17 protein-coding genes are annotated in these 18,409 nt (G+C 74.9%); 11 read left to right on the plus strand and 6 right to left on the minus strand.

Annotation, left to right across the window (positions count from 1 at the left end; translation table 11 throughout):
• Positions 1–103: 103 nt before the first annotated feature.
• From LG379_RS15335 to purL, 3 genes are all read right to left on the minus strand, one after another.
• On the minus strand, positions 104–484 hold the full coding sequence (locus tag LG379_RS15335; RefSeq protein WP_225755470.1) for a sterol carrier family protein: 381 nt from the start codon (positions 482–484) through the stop codon (positions 104–106).
• 3 nt (positions 485–487) lie between these two features.
• Positions 488–1,828, minus strand: a complete 1,341-nt coding sequence (gene gdhA, locus LG379_RS15340) for an NADP-specific glutamate dehydrogenase (protein WP_225755471.1) — start codon at positions 1,826–1,828, stop codon at positions 488–490.
• 194 nt (positions 1,829–2,022) lie between these two features.
• Positions 2,023–4,449 carry a phosphoribosylformylglycinamidine synthase subunit PurL gene (gene purL, locus LG379_RS15345; protein ID WP_225755472.1) on the minus strand — a complete coding sequence of 809 codons (2,427 nt, stop codon included), beginning with the start codon at positions 4,447–4,449 and terminating at the stop codon, positions 2,023–2,025.
• A gap of 132 nt (positions 4,450–4,581) precedes the next feature.
• Between purL and LG379_RS15350 the strand changes: the two genes are divergently transcribed.
• Positions 4,582–5,475 (plus strand): DUF2599 domain-containing protein, encoded by an 894-nt coding sequence (locus LG379_RS15350; RefSeq protein WP_225755473.1) that lies wholly within the window; start codon positions 4,582–4,584, stop codon positions 5,473–5,475.
• 31 nt (positions 5,476–5,506) lie between these two features.
• Here the strand turns inward: LG379_RS15350 and LG379_RS15355 are convergent, their stop codons facing one another.
• A complete protein-coding gene (locus LG379_RS15355; RefSeq protein WP_225755474.1) occupies positions 5,507–6,277 on the minus strand; it encodes a hypothetical protein in 771 nt (256 codons plus the stop codon).
• Between the two features lie 87 nt (positions 6,278–6,364).
• Between LG379_RS15355 and LG379_RS15360 the strand changes: the two genes are divergently transcribed.
• The 6 genes from LG379_RS15360 (at position 6,365) to LG379_RS15385 (ending at position 10,941) form a co-directional block, all read left to right on the plus strand.
• Entirely contained in the window at positions 6,365–7,429 is a 1,065-nt protein-coding gene (locus LG379_RS15360) for an ATP-dependent DNA ligase (RefSeq protein WP_225755475.1), read from the plus strand.
• Positions 7,426–7,974 carry a hypothetical protein gene (locus LG379_RS15365; protein ID WP_225755476.1) on the plus strand — a complete coding sequence of 183 codons (549 nt, stop codon included), beginning with the start codon at positions 7,426–7,428 and terminating at the stop codon, positions 7,972–7,974. Before LG379_RS15360 ends, LG379_RS15365 begins: the two co-directional genes overlap by 4 nt.
• A 9-nt stretch (positions 7,975–7,983) precedes the next feature.
• A complete protein-coding gene (ppk2, locus tag LG379_RS15370) occupies positions 7,984–8,802 on the plus strand; it encodes a polyphosphate kinase 2 (RefSeq protein WP_225755477.1) in 819 nt (272 codons plus the stop codon).
• A gap of 88 nt (positions 8,803–8,890) precedes the next feature.
• A complete protein-coding gene (locus LG379_RS15375) occupies positions 8,891–9,226 on the plus strand; it encodes a hypothetical protein (protein ID WP_225755478.1) in 336 nt (111 codons plus the stop codon).
• 56 nt (positions 9,227–9,282) lie between these two features.
• Positions 9,283–10,029, plus strand: a complete 747-nt coding sequence (locus LG379_RS15380; RefSeq protein ID WP_225755479.1) for a phosphotransferase — start codon at positions 9,283–9,285, stop codon at positions 10,027–10,029.
• Positions 10,030–10,056: 27 nt separating this feature from the next.
• Complete coding sequence (locus LG379_RS15385) at positions 10,057–10,941, plus strand: alpha/beta fold hydrolase (RefSeq protein WP_225755480.1); 885 nt, start codon at positions 10,057–10,059, stop codon at positions 10,939–10,941.
• An 18-nt stretch (positions 10,942–10,959) separates the two neighbouring features.
• Here the strand turns inward: LG379_RS15385 and LG379_RS15390 are convergent, their stop codons facing one another.
• A complete protein-coding gene (locus LG379_RS15390) occupies positions 10,960–13,044 on the minus strand; it encodes an acyl-CoA dehydrogenase (RefSeq protein ID WP_225755481.1) in 2,085 nt (694 codons plus the stop codon).
• Positions 13,041–13,769 carry a TetR/AcrR family transcriptional regulator gene (locus LG379_RS15395; protein WP_225755482.1) on the minus strand — a complete coding sequence of 243 codons (729 nt, stop codon included), beginning with the start codon at positions 13,767–13,769 and terminating at the stop codon, positions 13,041–13,043. Before LG379_RS15395 ends, LG379_RS15390 begins: the two co-directional genes overlap by 4 nt.
• Before the next feature lie 113 nt (positions 13,770–13,882).
• Between LG379_RS15395 and LG379_RS15400 the strand changes: the two genes are divergently transcribed.
• The 4 genes from LG379_RS15400 (at position 13,883) to LG379_RS15415 (ending at position 18,397) form a co-directional block, all read left to right on the plus strand.
• The gene (locus tag LG379_RS15400) at positions 13,883–15,265 is read left to right on the plus strand and encodes an acetyl-CoA C-acetyltransferase (protein ID WP_225755483.1); all 1,383 of its coding nucleotides are present in this window, start codon (positions 13,883–13,885) and stop codon (positions 15,263–15,265) included.
• Positions 15,262–16,611, plus strand: a complete 1,350-nt coding sequence (locus LG379_RS15405) for a 3-oxoacyl-ACP reductase (protein ID WP_225755484.1) — start codon at positions 15,262–15,264, stop codon at positions 16,609–16,611. The genes LG379_RS15400 and LG379_RS15405 overlap by 4 nt, the downstream gene beginning before the upstream one ends.
• A complete protein-coding gene (locus LG379_RS15410) occupies positions 16,608–17,606 on the plus strand; it encodes a MaoC/PaaZ C-terminal domain-containing protein (protein WP_225755485.1) in 999 nt (332 codons plus the stop codon). The genes LG379_RS15405 and LG379_RS15410 overlap by 4 nt, the downstream gene beginning before the upstream one ends.
• Positions 17,607–17,782: 176 nt before the next feature.
• Positions 17,783–18,397, plus strand: coding sequence for a pentapeptide repeat-containing protein (locus LG379_RS15415; protein WP_225755486.1), 615 nt, complete (start codon positions 17,783–17,785; stop codon positions 18,395–18,397).
• Positions 18,398–18,409: the final 12 nt, after the last annotated feature.

Raw genomic sequence — 18,409 nt, forward strand, 5'->3', positions numbered from 1 at the left:
TTCGGCCGAGGCCAGGACTGTTGTCCACGAGGCTTCCGTCGGCGTTCGCCAGATGGCCGCGCGGCGTTCCGCCGCACGTCCGATCGTGCGGGGCACCGCACCGTCAGCGACGGCGCCGGGCCGCCTGCAGCGGCAGCCATGCGGAGAGGTCCGCACGCTCCCCGGAGGCGCTGACACGGCCGCCGGCGAGCGCGTCGGCCCACGGCAGGCCGCCGGTGACCAGGCCGAGCCAGGTGGCCGGGTCCGTCTCGACGACGTTCGGTGGGGTCCCCCGCGTGTGCCGGGGCCCCGCGACCGCCTGCACGGCGCCGTCGGGCGGGACGCGGACCTCGACGGCGTTGCCCGGGGCGACCGCCGCGAGCTCCTCCAGCGTGAACCGCACCGCGGTGCGGACGGTCGCGCGCGCGGCGCCGTCGGGGTCGTCGAGCCACGCCGCGACGGCAGCCCTGCCCTCGGCAGGATCGGTACGACGGCGGGGCGGCACGGCTCAGATGACGCCCAGGGCGAGCACCGCGTCCGCGACCCGCTGGAACCCCGCGATGTTCGCACCGAGGACGTAGTCGCCGGGCGAGCCGTACTCCTCCGCCGTGCGTGCGCAGCGGTCGTGGATGCCGACCATGATCTCGGCGAGCCGTGTCTCGGTGTGCTCGAAGGTCCACGAGTCGCGCGACGCGTTCTGCTGCATCTCGAGCGCGGACGTAGCGACGCCGCCGGCGTTCGCGGCCTTGCCGGGCCCGAAGAGGACCGCAGCCTCCTGGAAGAGGGCGACCGCGTCGGGGGTGCACGGCATGTTGGCGCCCTCGGCGACGGCACGGACGCCGTGGAGGACCAGCGTCTTGGCGTCGTCCCCGGTGAGCTCGTTCTGGGTCGCGCACGGCAGGGCGACGTCGACCGGCACGTCCCAGACGCTGCCCTCGGGTACGAACGTCGCACCCGGCCGCAGCGCGACGTAGTCCTCGGCGCGCCCGCGGCGCACCTCCTTGACCTCGCGCAGGGCCTCCAGGTCGACCCCGGCCTCGTCCACGACGTAGCCGGAGGAGTCGGAGAACGTCACGACGCGAGCGCCGAGCGCCTGCGCCTTCTCCACCGCGTGGATCGCGACGTTGCCGGCGCCGGACACGCTGACGCGCATGCCCTCCAGGGACAGCCCGCGCGTCAGGAGCATCTGCTCGGTGAACATCACGGTGCCGTAGCCCGTCGCCTCGGTCCGCACGAGCGAACCGCCCCACGTGAGCCCCTTGCCGGTGAGGACCCCGGACTCGTAGCGGTTGGTGATCCGCTTGTACTGGCCGAAGAGGAAGCCGAGCTCGCGGGCGCCCACACCGATGTCCCCGGCCGGCACGTCCGTGTACTCGCCGAGGTGGCGGTACATCTCGGTCATGAACGACTGGCAGAACCGCATCACCTCGCCGTCGGAGCGGCCGCGCGGGTCGAAGTCGGAGCCGCCCTTGCCGCCGCCGATGGGCATGCCGGTCAGCGCGTTCTTGAAGATCTGCTCGAACCCGAGGAACTTGACGATGCCGAGGTAGACCGACGGGTGGAACCGCAGCCCGCCCTTGTACGGGCCCAGGGCGGAGCTGTACTCGACACGGAAACCGCGATTGATCCGGACGCGGCCGGCGTCGTCGACCCACGGCACCCGGAAGATGATCTGCCGCTCCGGCTCGCAGAGCCGCTCGAGGACGGCCGCCTCGGCGTACTGCGGGTTCTTGCGCAGCACCGGGCCGAGGGAGTCGAAGACCTCCCGCACGGCCTGGTGGAACTCCTGCTCGCCGGGGTTGCGGCGCAGGACCTGCTCGAACGTGGCCTCGAGGGCGGCCTGGACCATGGGTCCTCCTGTCGGCCGGGCCCGGCCGGGGTCGATCGGTGCCGGGTGCCGTACCGTCGCACGGCCACCGGTTCTGGCGGTGGGTCGATCGTCCCCCTGGCGTGCGGTCGGCCGCACCTCGGGGCGCACCCGGGTGCGGACGTCGGGGCCCACGGCGGACGGCGGTCCCGCCCGCCGCCCGGGGTCGGTCGGGTTCAGGCGAAGTGCCGGGGCAGCGTGGCGCGGTGCTCGTGCGAGAGCTCCTCCAGCGTCACCGTGAGGAGGTCGCGCACCGCGAGCACGGGGCCGGAGCCCGCCGCGCCCGCCGTCGTGGCACCGTCGGCGGTCTCGCCCACGTCGTCCGTGACACCGATCTGCAGGCACGGGACGCCCCGAGCCGTGCAGAGGTCGACGAGACGCTGGGCCTCGCTGCGGGGCACCGCGACCAGGGCGCGCGCCGTCGACTCGGCGAACAGCGCCTCGAAGGCGGTGACGTCGTCTCGCTCGCACAGCTCGTCGAGCCGGACGCGCGCACCGACGCCGTAGCGCAGGCTCGCCTCGACGAGGCCCTGGGCGAGGCCGCCCTCCGACAGGTCGTGGGCCGCGTCGACGAGGCCGTCGCGGGACGCCGTGACGAGCACCGTCGCCAGGCGCCGCTCCGCGTCGAGGTCGACCTGCGGCGGCGTGCCGCCGAGGTGCCCGTGCACGACGTCCGCCCACGCGGAGCCGTCGAGCTCACCGCGGGTGGTGCCGAGCAGGTAGACCGCCTGGCCGGGTGCGCGCCAGCCCGACGGCGTCGCGCGGCGCACGTCGTCCAGCACGCCGAGGACGCCGACGACGGGGGTCGGGTGGATGGACGAGTCGATCGTGCCGGGCTCACCCGTGCCGTTGTAGAGCGACACGTTGCCGCCCGTGACGGGGACGCCGAGCTCGCGGCAGGCGTCGGCGAGGCCCTCGATGGCCTGGACGAGCTGCCACATCGAGTCCGGGTCCTCGGGCGAGCCGAAGTTGAGGCAGTCCGTCACGGCCAGGGGTCGCGCCCCGGACGTCGCGACGTTGCGGTAGGCCTCGGCCAGGGCCAGCTGGGCGCCCGCGTAGGGGTCGAGCTTGCCGTACCGGCCGTTGGCGTCCGTGGCCAGTGCCACGCCCAGTCCGGACTCCTCGTCGACCCGGATCACGCCGGCGTCGTCGGGCTGGGAGAGCGCCGTGTTGCCCTGCACGAAGCGGTCGTACTGGTCCGTGACCCACGCCTTGGAGGCCAGGTTCGGCGAGCCGACGAGGCGCAGCAGGGTCTCGCGCAGCTCCTCGGGGGTGCTGGGCCGGGCGTACCGGGCGGCACCTCCCTCACCGCTGATGGTGTCGGCGTTGAGGCCGTCCATCCACTGCGGGCGCGCGTAGGGCCGGTGGTAGACGGGGCCCTCGTGCGCGACGGTGCGCGGGTCGACGTCGACGATGCGGCGGCCGTGGTGGTCGATGGTGAGCCGGCCGTCGCCGGTGACCTCGCCGATGACGGCGGTCTCGACGTCCCACTTCCCGGTGATCTCCAGGAAGCGGTCGAGGTTGGCGGGGGTGACGACCGCCATCATCCGCTCCTGCGACTCGGACATGAGGATCTCGCCGGCCGTGAGCGTCGGGTCGCGCAGCAGCACCTTCTCCAGGTCGACGTGCATGCCGCCGTCGCCGTTGGAGGCCAGCTCGCTCGTCGCGCAGGAGATGCCCGCTGCGCCCAGGTCCTGGATGCCCTCGACGACGCCCGCCGCGTACAGCTCCAGGCAGCACTCGATGAGCACCTTCTCCATGAAGGGGTCGCCCACCTGGACGCTGGGGCGCTTGGACGGCTTGGTGTCGTCGAACGTCTCGCTCGCGAGGATCGACGCGCCGCCGATGCCGTCGCCGCCCGTTCGGGCACCGAAGAGGACGACCTGGTTGCCGACGCCGGACGCGTTGGCGAGGTGGATGTCCTCGTGCCGCAGGGCACCCACGCACAGGGCGTTCACGAGCGGGTTGCCCTGGTAGGCCGGGTCGAAGACGACCTCCCCGCCGATGTTCGGCAGGCCCAGGGAGTTCCCGTACCCGCCGACGCCGGCGACGACGCCGTGCACGACGCGGGCGGTGTCCGGGTGGTCGATGGCGCCGAACCGCAGCTGGTCCATGACCGCGACCGGGCGGGCGCCCATCGAGATGATGTCGCGGACGATGCCGCCGACGCCGGTCGCGGCGCCCTGGTACGGCTCGACGAAGCTCGGGTGGTTGTGCGACTCGACCTTGAAGGTCACCGCCCAGCCCTGCCCGATGTCGACGACGCCCGCGTTCTCGCCGATCCCGACGAGGAGGTTCCTGCGCATCTCGTCCGTGGTGCGCTCGCCGAACTTCCTCAGGTGCACCTTGGAGGACTTGTACGAGCAGTGCTCCGACCACATGACGGAGTACATGGCCAGCTCCGCCGCGGTGGGGCGGCGGCCGAGGAGCGCGACGACCTGCTCGTACTCGTCCTGCTTGAGCCCGAGCTCCGCCCAGGGCAGCTGGAGCTCCGGGGTCGCGGCGGCGTGCTCGACGGTGTCGGCAGGCGTGTCGACCGGGTCGGGATGCGGGTGCTCGACGTCGCTCCGGAGCTCGGGCGACGTGTCGGACGAGGTGCTCATCGATCCCCTACCAGGTGGGCCCACGGAACGGCGCCAGGGTACTCGGCGGGGCTGGGCGGCCGGTCGCCGTCTCACGCCGTCGCCCGGAGCGCCGGGCACCGCCCGGCAGCAGTGGCGGGGGACCATGGGGCCGTGCGGACGGGGACCAGCGGTCGACGGAGCGACGTCGCAGGCGTCCGCGGCGTCCCGGGACCGCTGCGCGCGGCCATCCCGGCCGTCGCGCTGCTGCTCCTCGGCGGGTGCGGCACCGCTGACGAGGCCGGCCGGCCGCCCGCGCCGCCGGACGCGTCGGCCGTGGGCGGCGGCCGCACGGAGTCTCCCCGTACCGCGTCCCCCGAGCCCGCGCCCTCGTCCCCGCCCTCCGCCGACGACGTCCGCCGGCCCGGTCGCGCGGTGACGCTCGGGGAGGTCACCGTGCACGTGGCGGCGGGGCACGACGCCCCGGAGCCGCCCGCCGCGGACGACGGCGCCGTGACGCTTCCCGTCCCCGCAGGGGCGGCCGGGACGTCGCCGGCCGGTGACACCCCGGGGCTCGTCGTCGCCGGACCCGTCGGCAGCACGGTCGACGTCCTCGCCGACGGCACGGCGGTGGTCCGTGGCGCCGACGGCGCCGTCGTCGCGGGTGTGGTGCCGCGGGGCGCACGGGTCGGTGCCGGCGCGGACGGCCTCGTCGAGGTCAGCGTCCTGGTGCGCGGGGACGCCGCGACGGAGCGGGCGAGCGTCGTCGTCGGTGTCGCGCCCGTGGTCTCCGCCACCTGGGAGGACCGCGGTGACGAGGGCGGGCTGTCGCTCGTCGTCGTGCCGCGGGACTGGGTGCGCACGGCGGGCGCCGCGGGCGTCGAGGCGGTGTGGTCGGACCTCGGTGCCCGCACGGATCTCGGCGCCGGCGCCGTGGCGCCCGGGATGCGCGACCAGCTCGAGTGCCACGCGCTCGGCGCACCCGACAAGGAGTCCTGGAACCTCGAGCCGTGGCGCCCCGACGTCGGGCTCCTCGCCACCCTCGCCGCCCGCTGCAACCCCGACTGACGCCGCCGCGGGACGGGGCGCCGGTGCGCCGTCAGGCGCCGGCCGCCGGCTCCAGCATGGCGAGCGCGAGCAGCAGGACGGCGTTGGCGCCGAGGCCTACCAGGAACGGCCGGGTCCGGCTCTCCCGGGCCTGCGGGAGCTCCTCCTGGAACACCGTCAGGAGCACCGAGCCGGCGACGACCGCCGTCATGAGGCTCACCGTCAGCGAGCTGGTCGGCGCCGCCACCGCGGCGAGCGCCCACCCGAGCAGCAGGGCCCCCGCCAGGACGAACCGGCCCACGTGCCCGTACCGCCGGGGATGGTGCTCGGCCAGCCCTCGGTCGACGACGAGCACGTGCACCGCGACGGCCAGCGTGAACACCGCGGCGCTCACGGGGTCGGCCCCCACCCGCTCCGGCAGCGTGTAGGCGACCGCCACGTTGTAGAGCGCGAACGCCGCGACGTGGACCGCGAACGCCGACGACGACGCCCCGTCGCCCCCGTGCCGGGCGGAACCGCGTCGGGCCGCGTACCGCTCCGCGACGTAGAACAGGGTGAAGCCCGCGAGCGCGACGAGGAAGACGACGAGCTCCTGCAGCGGCACGTGGGCGACGAGCTCCTCGACGGACTCCCCCACGACCCGTGCCCCTGCGGCGACCTCCGGCAGCAGGTGCAGGAACACGTACGCCACCGAGATGCCACCGGCCGCCGAGACCACGGCGTCCTCGTTCCGTCCGGCGAGCCCCCGCAGGCGCGTGGCCAGGAGGTGCGCGGCGACGAGGACCGCGACGGGGACGACGGCGAGGAGGGCTGGTGCCGGCACGCATCGACGCTAGGGCGCGGACCTCCGGGGCGCATCACAGGGGCGAGGAGGGATGCGGCGCCGTCGTCGGCGGACCAGACTGTGCGGATGGACCTGCCGGTGATGCCGCCCGTCGCGCCGATGCTCGCGAAGTCGGTGCCGCAGATCCCCGCGGACCACTGGTACGAGCCCAAATGGGACGGCTTCCGCGCCGTCGTCTTCCGCGACGGCGACGAGGTGGAGATCGGCAGCCGGAACACCAAGCCCATCACGCGGTACTTCCCCGAGGTCGTCACCGCGGCGCTGCGCGAGCTGCCGGACCGGTGCGTCGTCGACGGCGAGGTCGTGGTGGCGGACGCGGACGCGACCGGGCTCGACTTCGAGGCGCTCCTGCAGCGCATCCACCCGGCGGCCTCGCGGGTCAACCTCCTCGCGGAGCAGACACCCGCCGTCTTCATCGCCTTCGACCTCCTCGCCCTCGGCGACGAGGACCTCACCGCCCGGCCGTTCCGGGAGCGCCGCGCGCTCCTGGAGCAGGCGGTCTCCGGCGACGGGCCGGGCGTCTACCGCACGCGCCTCACCACGGACCTGGACGAGGCGCGGCGCTGGTTCGAGCAGTTCGAGGGCGCCGGGCTGGACGGCGTCGTCGCCAAGGACCCGGAGCAGACGTACCAGCCGGACAAGCGCGTCATGGCGAAGATCAAGCACGAGCGGACGGCGGACTGCGTCGTCGCGGGTTACCGCGTGCACAAGTCCGCCGACGACGCCGTCGGCTCCCTCCTGCTGGGCCTCTACGACGACGACGGGCGCCTGGCCTCCGTCGGGGTGACCAGCTCGTTCCCCATGGCGCGCCGCCGGGAGCTGTTCGCCGAGCTCCAGCCGCTCGTCACGGACGCCGCCGACCACCCGTGGACGGCGCAGGCCCAGGCGTCGGGCACCCGCACGCCGACCGAGGCTGCCGGGAGCAGGTGGAACTCGGGCAAGGACCTGTCGTTCGTGCCGCTGCGGCCGGAGCGCGTCGTGGAGGTGCGGTACGACCACATGGAGGGCCCACGGTTCCGGCACACGACCCAGCTCGTCCGGTTCCGCCCGGACCGGGAGCCGGAGTCGTGCACGTACGCCCAGCTCGAGCGGCCGGTCCGCTTCGACCTCGGCGAGGTGCTCGGCGGATGAGCGCACCGGAGCGCGCCGCGCCGCGGCCCGCGTGGGGTCCCCTCGCCTTCGGGGACCCCTGCCGCGACTGCGGCTACCGCTGGGACCTCCCTCCGGAGGAGGCCGTGGCGCTCGTCCGCGACGCCCCCGGTCGCTTCACCGCTCTTGTGGAGGGCGCCGAGGGCACCGAGCGCCACCCGGACCTGGGCTGGAGCGTCGCCGGCTACGTGCAGCACGTCGCCGACAACCTGCTGGGCTGGGGTGCGGGGTTCGCGGCCGCCCTGGCGGGCTGGGAGCGCGAGTACGTCAGCGCCAAGCCCGACGACGTCGCCGCGGTCAAGCGGTACGACGTGGTCCCTCTCCCGTCGGCCCTGTGGACCCTCGGGCACGCCGCGCAGGCGTGGGCCGCGGTCGCGCCGGCGGCCCTGGACGCGGGCGTCGTCCTGGAGCACTCGCGGCGCGGGCGCCTGGACGCCACGACCGTCGTCGGCGCCGTCGCGCACGACGCCCACCACCACGCGTGGGACGTCGAGCGATCCCTCGCGGCCGCACGGCGTCGCTCCTAGGCTCGGCCCATGGCGAAGGACCGTTCCCGCGTCCCGAAGAAGGTCTACGAGGCCGAGCTGTACCGGCTCCAGTCGGAGCTGGTGCGGCTCCAGGAGTGGGTCCGCGCCGAGGGGCAGCGGGTCGTCGTGGTCTTCGAGGGGCGGGACGCCGCAGGCAAGGGCAGCACGATCAAGCGGGTCACCGAGTACCTCAACCCGCGCGTCGCGCGCATCGCGGCGCTGCCCGCGCCGAGCGACCGCGAGCGCACCCAGTGGTACTTCCAGCGCTACGTGGCCCAGCTCCCCGCCGCCGGCGAGATCGTCCTGTTCGACCGGTCCTGGTACAACCGCGCGGGCGTCGAGTACGTCATGGGCTTCTGCACGCCGGACGAGTACCACCGGTTCCTCCACCAGTGCCCGATCTTCGAGCGGATGCTCGTCGAGGACGGCATCCTGCTGCGCAAGTACTGGTTCTCCGTCAGCGACGCGGTGCAGGAGGAGCGCTTCCGGTCCCGCCTGGAGGACCCGATGCGCCGGTGGAAGCTGTCCTCCATGGACCTCGAGTCCATCACCCGCTGGGAGGACTACTCCCGCGCCAAGGACCAGATGCTCGTCCACACGGACATCCCCGAGGCCCCGTGGTGGGTCGTCGAGAGCGACGACAAGCGCCGGTCACGGCTGAACATGATCCACCACCTCGTCTCCACCGTGCCGTACGAGGAGGTCCACCGGGAGGAGATCGTCATCCCGGAACGGCCCGCGACGCAGGGCTACGTCCGTCCGCCGCGGGACACGCAGCGGTACGTCCCCGACCACGTCCAGGAGCTGCTCGACGGGTCGTCGGACTGACACCGGCCCGTCCCTGGCCGGTCCGTCCGGGCGACGAGTCGCGCCCGGCCCTCGACGCGGGGACGGTCCGCGGGGCAGGCTGACCCCCGTGCGCGAGAGCGAGAGCCGGGACCTGCGTGACGCCGACCGTGTCCACGTCAGCGTCACGCTCGACGCTCAGAACGGCCGGCACCGCGGCGAGCTGACGGTCTACGGCGCGGGCCGCCCGCTGCTGTACGGCCCGGTCGGGCCGGCGGTGTGGGACCACGTCTTCGGGGACCCCAACGTCTGGCACGAGCGCGACGACCTCATGCGCCTCATCACCGACTTCGAGCTCGGCGCCCTGGGGCTCGTCCTCACGGGCGAGCGGGACGCCGAGCGGTTCACGCCGGCGGACGGCAGCGGGCCGCTGCTGTTCAGCGGACCGGTGGAACGCCTGTGGTGAGGGCGGCGCGCGCGCCCGCCGCGGCTGTGGTCGACGACGACGCCGACCGTGGACCCGTGGCCCTCGCCGGCGGCAACGTCGGCGTGGGGGTCGTCCGCGTCGGTGACACCGTGCGCAAGCCCGCCGGCCCGCACACCCCTGCCGTCCACGCGCTCCTCGTGCACCTCGCGGAGGTCGGCTTCCCGCACGCCCCGCGCAGCCTCGGCGTCGACGACGACGGTCGCCACGTCCTGGAGTGGGTCCCCGGGACGATCGCGCACGGCGCCGGCCCGCAGGTCGCGCCGGTCGACCCCGCGGCGATCGGTCGGCTGCTGCGCGCGCTGCACGACGCGCTGGACGGGTGGACGCCGCCGTCCGACGCCGCGTGGGACTGCCCCGTCCCCACCGACGGGCAGGACCTCGTCGTCCACAACGACGTCGCCCCGTGGAACCTCGTGCTCGCCGAGGACCGGATGGTCGTCATCGACTGGGACGCCTGCTCCCCCGGCACGCGCGGCTGGGACCTGGCGTACGCCGCGCACGGGTTCGTGCCGCTCGGCCCAGGCACGCCGCTGCGGGTCGCCGGGGACCGGTTGTGCGCGCTCGCGGACGGGTACGGCCTCAACGAGGCAGGACGGCACCGCCTCGCCTCGCTCCTCGGCCCGCGCACGTGGTCCATGCACGCGCTCCTCGAGGAGGGCCGTCGCACCGGGGCGCAGCCGTGGGCGCGCCTGGCGGCCGAGGGTCACGCCGACGTCTGGCGCCGCGACGCGACGTGGGTCGACACCCACCGCGAGTACCTCCACGCGTCCCTGCTGGCCTGAGCGCGTGCGGCCGGACAGGATGCCGGGATGGCCCCGCCCGACCGTCTCCGCACCGTCACCCGCGAGGGCCTGACCCTCGACGTCCGCGACACCGGCCCCGTGGACGGCCCGCCTGTCCTCCTCCTGCACGGGTTCCCGCAGGACGGCACGGCGTACGACGACGTCGCGCCGCTGCTGGCGGCCGCCGGGCACCGCGTCCTCGTGCCCGACCAGCGCGGCTACTCCCCCGGTGCCCGCCCGGCGGAGCTGCGCGCGTACGTGCTGCGCCGGCTCGTCGACGACGTCGTCGCCGTCCTCGACGCCGCCGGGGTGGAACGCGCGCACGTCGTCGGGCACGACTGGGGCGGGACGGTCGCGTGGGCGGTCGCGAGCCGGCGGGCACCGCGGGTGTCGGCCCTGACCGTCCTGTCCACGCCGCACCCGGCCGCGATGCGCGACGCCCTGTGGCGCGGCCAGGCCCGGCGCTCGGCGTACATCCTCGGGTTCCAGCTGCCGCGTCGGCCCGAGCGGCGTCTCCTCGCCGACGACGGCGCGCGGCTGCGGCAGATGCTGGGCGGGTCCGGCCTCGACGCCGCGCACGCGGACCGCTACGTCCGGCGGATGAGCGAGCCCGCCCTCCCGGGCGGTCCCGGCCGGATGACCTGGGGCGCGCTCACGGCGGCGCTCGCGTGGTACCGCGCCCTGCGGGTCAGGGACGGCTTCGGAGCCGGGCGCGTGCGCGTGCCGACGACCTTCCTCCACGGCACCGCCGACCCGTTCTTCGCTCCCGCCGCGGTCGAGGCGACGGGACGGTACGTCGTCGGCCCCTACCGCTCCGTCGCCCTGGACGCGGGCCACTGGCTCCCGGAGACCCGGGCCGACGACGTCGCGGCGGCCGTCCTCGCGACGCCGTCGGCCGACGCGTCGGCGTGACAGCTGGGGCGTGACGCCTCAGGCCGAGGCGCGCCGCTCCTTCGGCAGCGACTTCTCCGGCACCGGCATGTCGCCGCTCGCCCGCAGCCGGCGGTAGTACTCCCGCGCCTCGTCCTGGCGCTGCGCCTCGACGCCCGTGGCGATCCCGGCACGGACGTGCTCCGGCGCCAGCCCGAAGGCGTCGACCAGGTCCTGCGCGTGCGGCCGCAGCCGGCGCAGGAGGCGCTCGACGTAGGACGTCACCGTGCGCGCGCGACCCGCCGACAGCCGGCCGTGGATGAGGTACCACGCGAGGTTCCGCTCGATGACCGTGAGGCCGAAAAGGTCCCGAAGCCAGGTGAGGACCTGCTTGGTCCCCTCGTCCTGCACCTTCGCGACCCCGGCGGTGAAGCCCTCCCACAGCAGCAGGTCGGCGTGGGCGCGGGCTGCCTCGATCATCGCGTGCTGGTGCTCGTTGACGATGTCCGCCGCGACGTCGCGCGGCGCCTTCTGCGCCGGACGCAGGGCCTGGGCGAGCTCCTCGACCATCGTCTCGACGCGGTCGGTCAGCAGCTCGCGCTGGGTCTCCGCGTCCCGCAGGTGGCCGACCGAGCGACGCACGTCGCCGCCGTCGGCGAGCGTCTGGACCACCCGGGCGAGGGGGGTCCGGTGCAGCGCCGCGTCGGCGGCCCGACCGGCCATGTAGCGCGCCATCGCACCCGCGTCCGCGTCCTTGAAGTGGCCGGCGAAGTCCGCGAGGAGCCGCTTGGCGACGAGCTGGAGCAGGACGGTGTTGTCGCCCTCGAACGTCACGTAGACGTCCAAGTCGGCGCGCAGCCCCGTCATGCGGTTCTCCGCCATGAAGCCCTGGCCGCCGCACGCCTCGCGGCTCGCCTGCAGGACGTCGAGCGCCAGCCACGTGGACGACGGCTTGAGCGCCGCGGCGATCGTCTCGAGGTTCTCGCGGTCCTCGTCCGTGTCGGACGCGCCGGAGAAGACGCCGTCGAACGCCTGGAGGAGGCGCTCGTGCGCGAAGGCGGCGGCGTACGTGTGCGCGAGGCGCGGGAGGAGGCGGCGCTGGTGCTCGGCGTAGTCCAGGAGGACGACCTCGTCGTTGCCGGGGCCCGAGAACTGGCGGCGCTGGTTGCCGTAGGTGACCGCGACGATCAGGCCGATCTTGGCGGCGTTGACCGCGGCGCCGTCGAGGGACACCCGTCCCTGGACGAGCGTGCCGAGCATCGTGAAGAACCGGCGGCCGGGGCTCGCGATGGGCGAGGTGTAGGTGCCGTCGGGGGCGACATCGCCGTAGCGGTTGAGCAGGTCCCGGCGCGGGACCCGGACGTGGTCGAAGTGCAGCCGGCCGTTGTCGATGCCGTTGAGGCCGCCCTTCAGGCCGTCGTCCTCCCCGCCGACGCCCGGCAGGAACGCACCGGTCTGCGGGTCGCGGATCGGCACGTAGAAGGCGTGCACGCCGTGGTCGACGGGCTGCTCCCCGCGGCGCGCCGTGATGAGCTGCGCGAAGACGACGGCGGCGGTGCCGTGCAGGGCCGCGTTGCCGAGGTAGTCCTTCCAGGCCGCCCGGAACGGCGTGTGGATGACGAACTCCTCGGTGTCCGGGTCGTACGTCGCCGTCGTGCCGATGCTCGCGACGTCCGAGCCGTGGCCGGTCTCGGTCATCGCGAACGCACCCGGCACGTCGACGGACATGGCGCCCGGCAGGAGGCGGTCGTGGTGGTCGTCCGTGCCCAGGTGCATGATCGCCGACGCGAAGAGCCCCCACTGGACGCCGGCCTTGATCTGCAGTGACGGGTCGGCGGTGACGACCTCCTCGAACCGCGCGAGGCTGCCGCCGTGGTCGTCGGAGCCGCCCAGACGCGAGGGGAAGGCGCGCAGCACGTCGCCCTCCCGGGCGAGGATGCGCAGCTGCTCGAGCACGCGGTCCCGGTGCGCCGCCATGGGCAGGCTCTCGTCGCGGTGCAGCCGCGGGTCGCGCAGGAAGCCCCGGGCCTCGCGCCGGATCTCCGCCCAGCGTCCGAGCAGCACCTGCTCCAGGTGGGCGACGTCGATCGTCACGTCGGGCTCGGCATCGGGGGTGATGGGGCGCTTCTCGCTCAGGATCGTCATGACGGCTCCTCGTCGTCGAGGTGGACAGGTGCGGGATCGGTGGTGGTGTCGGCAGGGAGGGGACGGGCCAGGGAGCCGACCGGGCCGGCCCAGAGCCACGCGGTGACGCGCTCGGCCAGCTCGTCGGCGGTGGGCGCACCGGGCTCGTCGCGGTGGGCGAGCCACCAGTCGCCGGCGCCCTTGACGAAGCCGACCGCGCCCGCCGACCAGACGTCCGCCGGCTGGCCCTCGAGGACCGAGGCGCCCCCGCGGCCGCGGAGGAGGGCGACGAACGGGCGGGCGATGAGCGTCGCGATGTCGTCGAGGAAGCGGTTCAGGGTGACGGACGAGCCCTCGGCGACCGGCTGTGTGACGAACCAGTAGACGCTCGGCGAGCCGTCGATCATCTCGAGGTAGGCGGCGATCATGGAGCGCAGGCCCTCGCGCGGCGTCACCGCGCTGCTGACGGCCTCGTCCAGCCGCGCGTGCATGTCGTCCAGCACGACCTCGCCGACGGCGGCCTGCAGGCCGCTCTTGTCGACGAAGTACCGGTAGACGACCGACTTCGACGTCCCCGCCTCGGTGGCGATCTCGTCCATCGACACGTCCGGGCCCCGCAGGTGCACGGCCTTGCGCGCGACGCGAGCCAGCTCGGCGCGGCGGGCGGCACGGTGGACGTCCCACCGCGCGGACCGGCCGTCGACCGGCGTCTCTCCTGGCGTCGTCGCCGCTGTGACTGGGCTCACGAAACCGACGGTATCAGGTACTGTCGGTGTCAGACAGTCTCGGGGCGTGGCGCCCCCCGCTCGGCTCAGCACGACCTCAGCGACGAGTACGCACCGACGAGAAGGAGTCCGCGATGGCGGCACGCGAGTCAGGCACCACCCCGTCAGGCACCCAGTCAGGCAGCACGCAGACGACCGGGGGCAGCGGGCACGGGGTGGCGGGCGCACGCCGCGCCGTCGTCGTCGGGGGCAACCGGATCCCCTTCGCCCGTGCGGGCGGGCCGTACGCGCACAGCTCGAACCAGGACATGCTCACCGCGGCGCTCGAGGGTCTGGTGGCCCGGTTCGGGCTGGCCGGCGAGCGCGTCGGATCCGTCGCGGCCGGTGCGGTCCTCAAGCACTCGCGCGACTTCAACCTCACGCGCGAGGCGGTGCTCGGCTCCGCGCTGGCGCCCAGCACGCCCGCGTACGACGTGCAGATGGCGTGCGCGACCGGCATGGAGACGGTGGTGGGCCTCGCGAACAAGATCCGGCTCGGCCAGCTGGAGTCGGCGATCGCGGGCGGTGTCGACTCCGCCTCCGACGCGCCCATCGCCGTCAGCGAGCCCCTGCGCCGGGTCCTGCTGGACCTCGCGCGGGCCAGGACCCCGCAGCAGAAGCTCAAGGCCGTCGCGCGGCTGCGTCCGGCGCACCTCGCGCCGTCGGCGCCGACGACCGGTGAGCCGCGCACCGGCCTGTCGATGGGCGAGCACCAGGCGCTCACGACCGCCGCGTGGGGCGTCAGCCGCGAGGCGCAGGACGAGCTGGCCGCGGCCAGCCACCACCGCCTCGCCGCCGCCTACGACCGCGGCTTCTTCGACGACCTGCTCACGCCGTACCGGCGCCTCACGCGCGACGCGAACCTGCGGGCGGACACGTCGGTCGAGAAGCTCGCGCAGCTCAAGCCGGTGTTCGGCAAGGCCCTCGAGACCCCGGCGACCATGACGGCCGGCAACTCCACGCCCCTGTCCGACGGCGCCTCGACCGTGCTGCTCGCGAGCGACGACTGGGCGGCCGAGCGCGGCCTGACCCCGCTCGCCACGATCGTCGACGCCGAGGCGGGCGCGGTGGACTTCGTGCACGGCACGGACGGGCTCCTCACGGCCGGCACCTACGCCGTCGCGCGCCTGCTCGAGCGCAACGGTCTGGGCCTGGGTGACGTCGACCTCTACGAGATCCACGAGGCCTTCGCCTCCACGGTGCTCGTCAACCTCGCGGCGTGGGCGGACGAGGACTTCTGCCGTGACCGGCTCGGCCTGCCGGGCGCGCTCGGCACCGTCGACCGCGACCGGCTCAACGTCACCGGGTCCTCGCTCGCCGCCGGCCACCCGTTCGCCGCGACCGGCGGGCGCATCGTGGCGACGACCGCGAAGCTCCTCGCCGAGCGCAAGGCGGCCGACGGCGGCACGCCGCGTGCCCTCATCTCCGTGTGCGCCGCGGGCGGCCAGGCCATCACCATGATCATGGAGGCAGCGTGACCGACACGTACCTGAACCTCGTCAACGCCGGGTTCACGAAGAAGCTCGCGAAGCAGCTGGGCCTGCCGCGGCCGGCGGTCCTGCGCCGGTACCGGCCGGGGGCCCCCCTGGTGCCCGGGCCGGTCCTCGTCCTGCACGACGACGCCTCGTCCTCCGACGCCGACGCGCTGGCCGCGCAGCTGCTCGACTGGGACCTCGACGTCCGCCGGCACGCCCCGGGCGACGAGCGGTACGGCGCCGTCGTCGTGGTGCTGACGGAGGTGGGCGGCCCCGAGGCCCTGAGCACGCCCCTGCTCGCGCTGGGTCCCGTGCTCAAGCGGCTCACCCCGGGGGGACGCGTCGTCACGGTGTCGCGCCCGGCGTCGTCGGCCGCCTCGCCCGCGGTCGCCGCGGCCCGGCAGGGCGTCGACGGCGTCCTGCGCTCGGTCGCCAAGGAGCTGCGCGGCGGCGCCACGGGCAACGGCGTCGTCGTCGCGGAGGGCGTGCCGGTGGGGGCGCCGTCGGTGGTGGGCGCGCTGCACTTCCTGCTGTCGGGACGCTCCGCGTTCGTGGACGGCCAGCTCGTCCAGGTGACGTCCGGCGCCGGCGCGCTGCCCGGGGACTGGGACCGGCCCCTGGAGGGCACCGTCGCCGTGGTGACCGGCGCGGCGCGCGGGATCGGGGCGGCCATCGCCCGGGTGCTCGCGCGCGACGGCGCGACCGTGGTCGCCGTCGACGTGCCGGCCGCCGGGGACGCGCTGGCCAAGGTCGCGAACGAGGTGCGCGGCAGCGCGCTCCAGCTGGACATCACCGCCGACGACGCCGCGGCGCGCATCCTGGAGCACGTGCGCTCCCGGCACGGGCGGCTGGACGTCGTGGTGCACAACGCCGGCATCACCCGCGACAAGCTGCTCGCGAACATGACCGCCGAGAAGTGGGACCCGGTCGTCGCGGTCAACGTCGGTGCACCGCTGCGGATCACGGAGGAGCTGCTCGCCGCAGGGGCGCTCGGCGAGGGCTCGCGCGTCGTGTGCCTGGCGTCCACGAGCGGCATCGCGGGCAACCGCGGGCAGACGAACTACGCGGCGTCGAAGGCCGGCGTGGTGGGGTTCGTGGCGGCGTCCGCGCCGGCCCTCGCGGAGGTCGGCGGCACCATCAACGCCGTCGCGCCGGGCTTCATCGAGACGGACATGACCGCCCGCATCCCGTTCGCCACGCGCGAGCTCGCGCGGCGGTTCAACTCCCTGCAGCAGGGTGGTCAGCCCGTCGACGTCGCGGAGACCATCGCGTTCCTCGCGTCGCCGCAGGCGGCCGGGATCAGCGGCGAGACGCTGCGCGTCTGCGGGCAGAACATGGTGGGCCGATGACGGGCGGCGCGCCGGGGCGGGTCGTCGAGCTGCCGGCCGTCCCGGCGCTCGGCGGGCTGTACGGGCGCGGCGTCGTCGGGTCCGTGCGGGCGGCGGCGTCCCGGCGGTCGGGTGTCCGGGCCGACGACCTCCCCGGCACGCGGCTCGTCGTGCGCGGCGTCCAGGCGGACGCGGCCCACCTCACGGCGTACCAGCACCTCCTCGGCGAGCGCGCCGACGACGTGCTGCCCGCCGGCTTCGTGCACGTGCTCGCCTTCCCGGTCGCGACGGCGCTCCTCGTGCGCCCGGAGTTCCCGCTGCCGCTGCTGGGCATGGTGCACGTCGCCAACCGCGTCGAGCAGCGGCGCGCCCTGCGGCTGGGCGACGCGCTCGACGTCGAGGTGCACGTGCGCGCGCTGCGGTCCCACCGGGCGGGAGTGATGGTGGACGTGGTCGCGGAGGTGTCCGTGGACGGCGAGCGCGCGTGGGAGGGCGTCTCGACGTACCTGGCGAAAGGCGTCCGTCTCGACGGTGCCGGCACGGATGAGGGTGTCGCGGGAGGGCGCGCCTCGGGTGACGGCGTGACGGCTGACGGGGCGTCGGGTGCAGGTGCGTCCGGTGCAGGTGCGTCCGGTGCTGGCACGTCGGGTGAACGGCCGTCGTTCGTCCCGCCGGTCCCGACCGCCCAGTGGCGGCTGGCCGCGGACGAGGGGCGGACGTACGCCGCGGTGTCGGGCGACCGCAACCCCATCCACACGAACCGGCTCGCCGCCAAGGCGTTCGGCTTCCCCCGGACGATCGCCCACGGCATGGACACCGCCGCGCGGGCCCTGGCCGCCGTCGGGCCGGCACGCGGGGACGCCTTCCGGTGGGACGTCGCCTTCGCGAAGCCGGTCCTGCTGCCGTCGACCGTCGCCGTGCGCGTCGCCCGCGAGGGCGCCGGGTTCGCGTACGCGGCGTGGAACCCGCGCACGGGCACGCCGCACCTGACGGGCACGGTGACCCCGCTCCCCTGACTGCCGGCCCATCGCCGGCCCTCCCTCCTCGCCCCTCTCGCCGTCGAGATAGCGGGTGGCACGCGAGACAGCGGGCAAGAGCCCGCTACCTGGCGCGGGACCCGCTATCTCGCCGCCGGTGGGTGGGGCGGGCGGAACCGATGTCCGGTGGGGTGGAGGGGTGGGAGAGTCCTCGCATGGAGCTGACCGACGTCGCCGGACCGCTCGAGCCCGGCGGGGACCACGACCTCGAGCGGTTCGCGGGTCTCGACCTCAGCGGGCAGGACTCGTCGGACGCCCGGTTCACCGAGTGCGTCCTCGAGGACTGCACCGTCGACGACGTCCACCTGGACGACGCCCGCCTCGTCGACTGCACCCTCACCCGGCTGCATGCGGGGACGCTGCACGCGCCTGCCTCGACGTGGCAGGACGTCGTCGTCCGCGACTGCCGGCTGGGCGCCGTGCCGTGGTTCGGCGCGGAGCTGACGCGGGTCGAGGTGCACGGCGGCAAGCTCGACTACGTCAACCTCCGGGACGCCGAGCTCACCGACGTCGGGCTCGACGGGTGCGTCGTCGGGGAGCTGGACCTGGCCGGAGCACGCGTCACGCGGCTCGTGCTGCGCGGCTGCACGGTGCGCCGTCTCGACGTCACGCGGGCGACCCTGCGGGACGTCGACCTGCGCGGCGCCGACCTGTCCCGGGTGGACGGGATCGGTGGGCTCGCGGGCGCGACGATCACCGAGGAGCAGCTGCTCGACCTGGCTCCCGCCCTCGCCGGTCACCTCGGCCTCACGGTGGGCCCGCCGCGCTGACGCAGGATCGCG

The sequence above is a fragment of the Actinotalea sp. Marseille-Q4924 genome (assembly GCF_916618755.1).
GTDB lineage: Bacteria > Actinomycetota > Actinomycetes > Actinomycetales > Cellulomonadaceae > Actinotalea.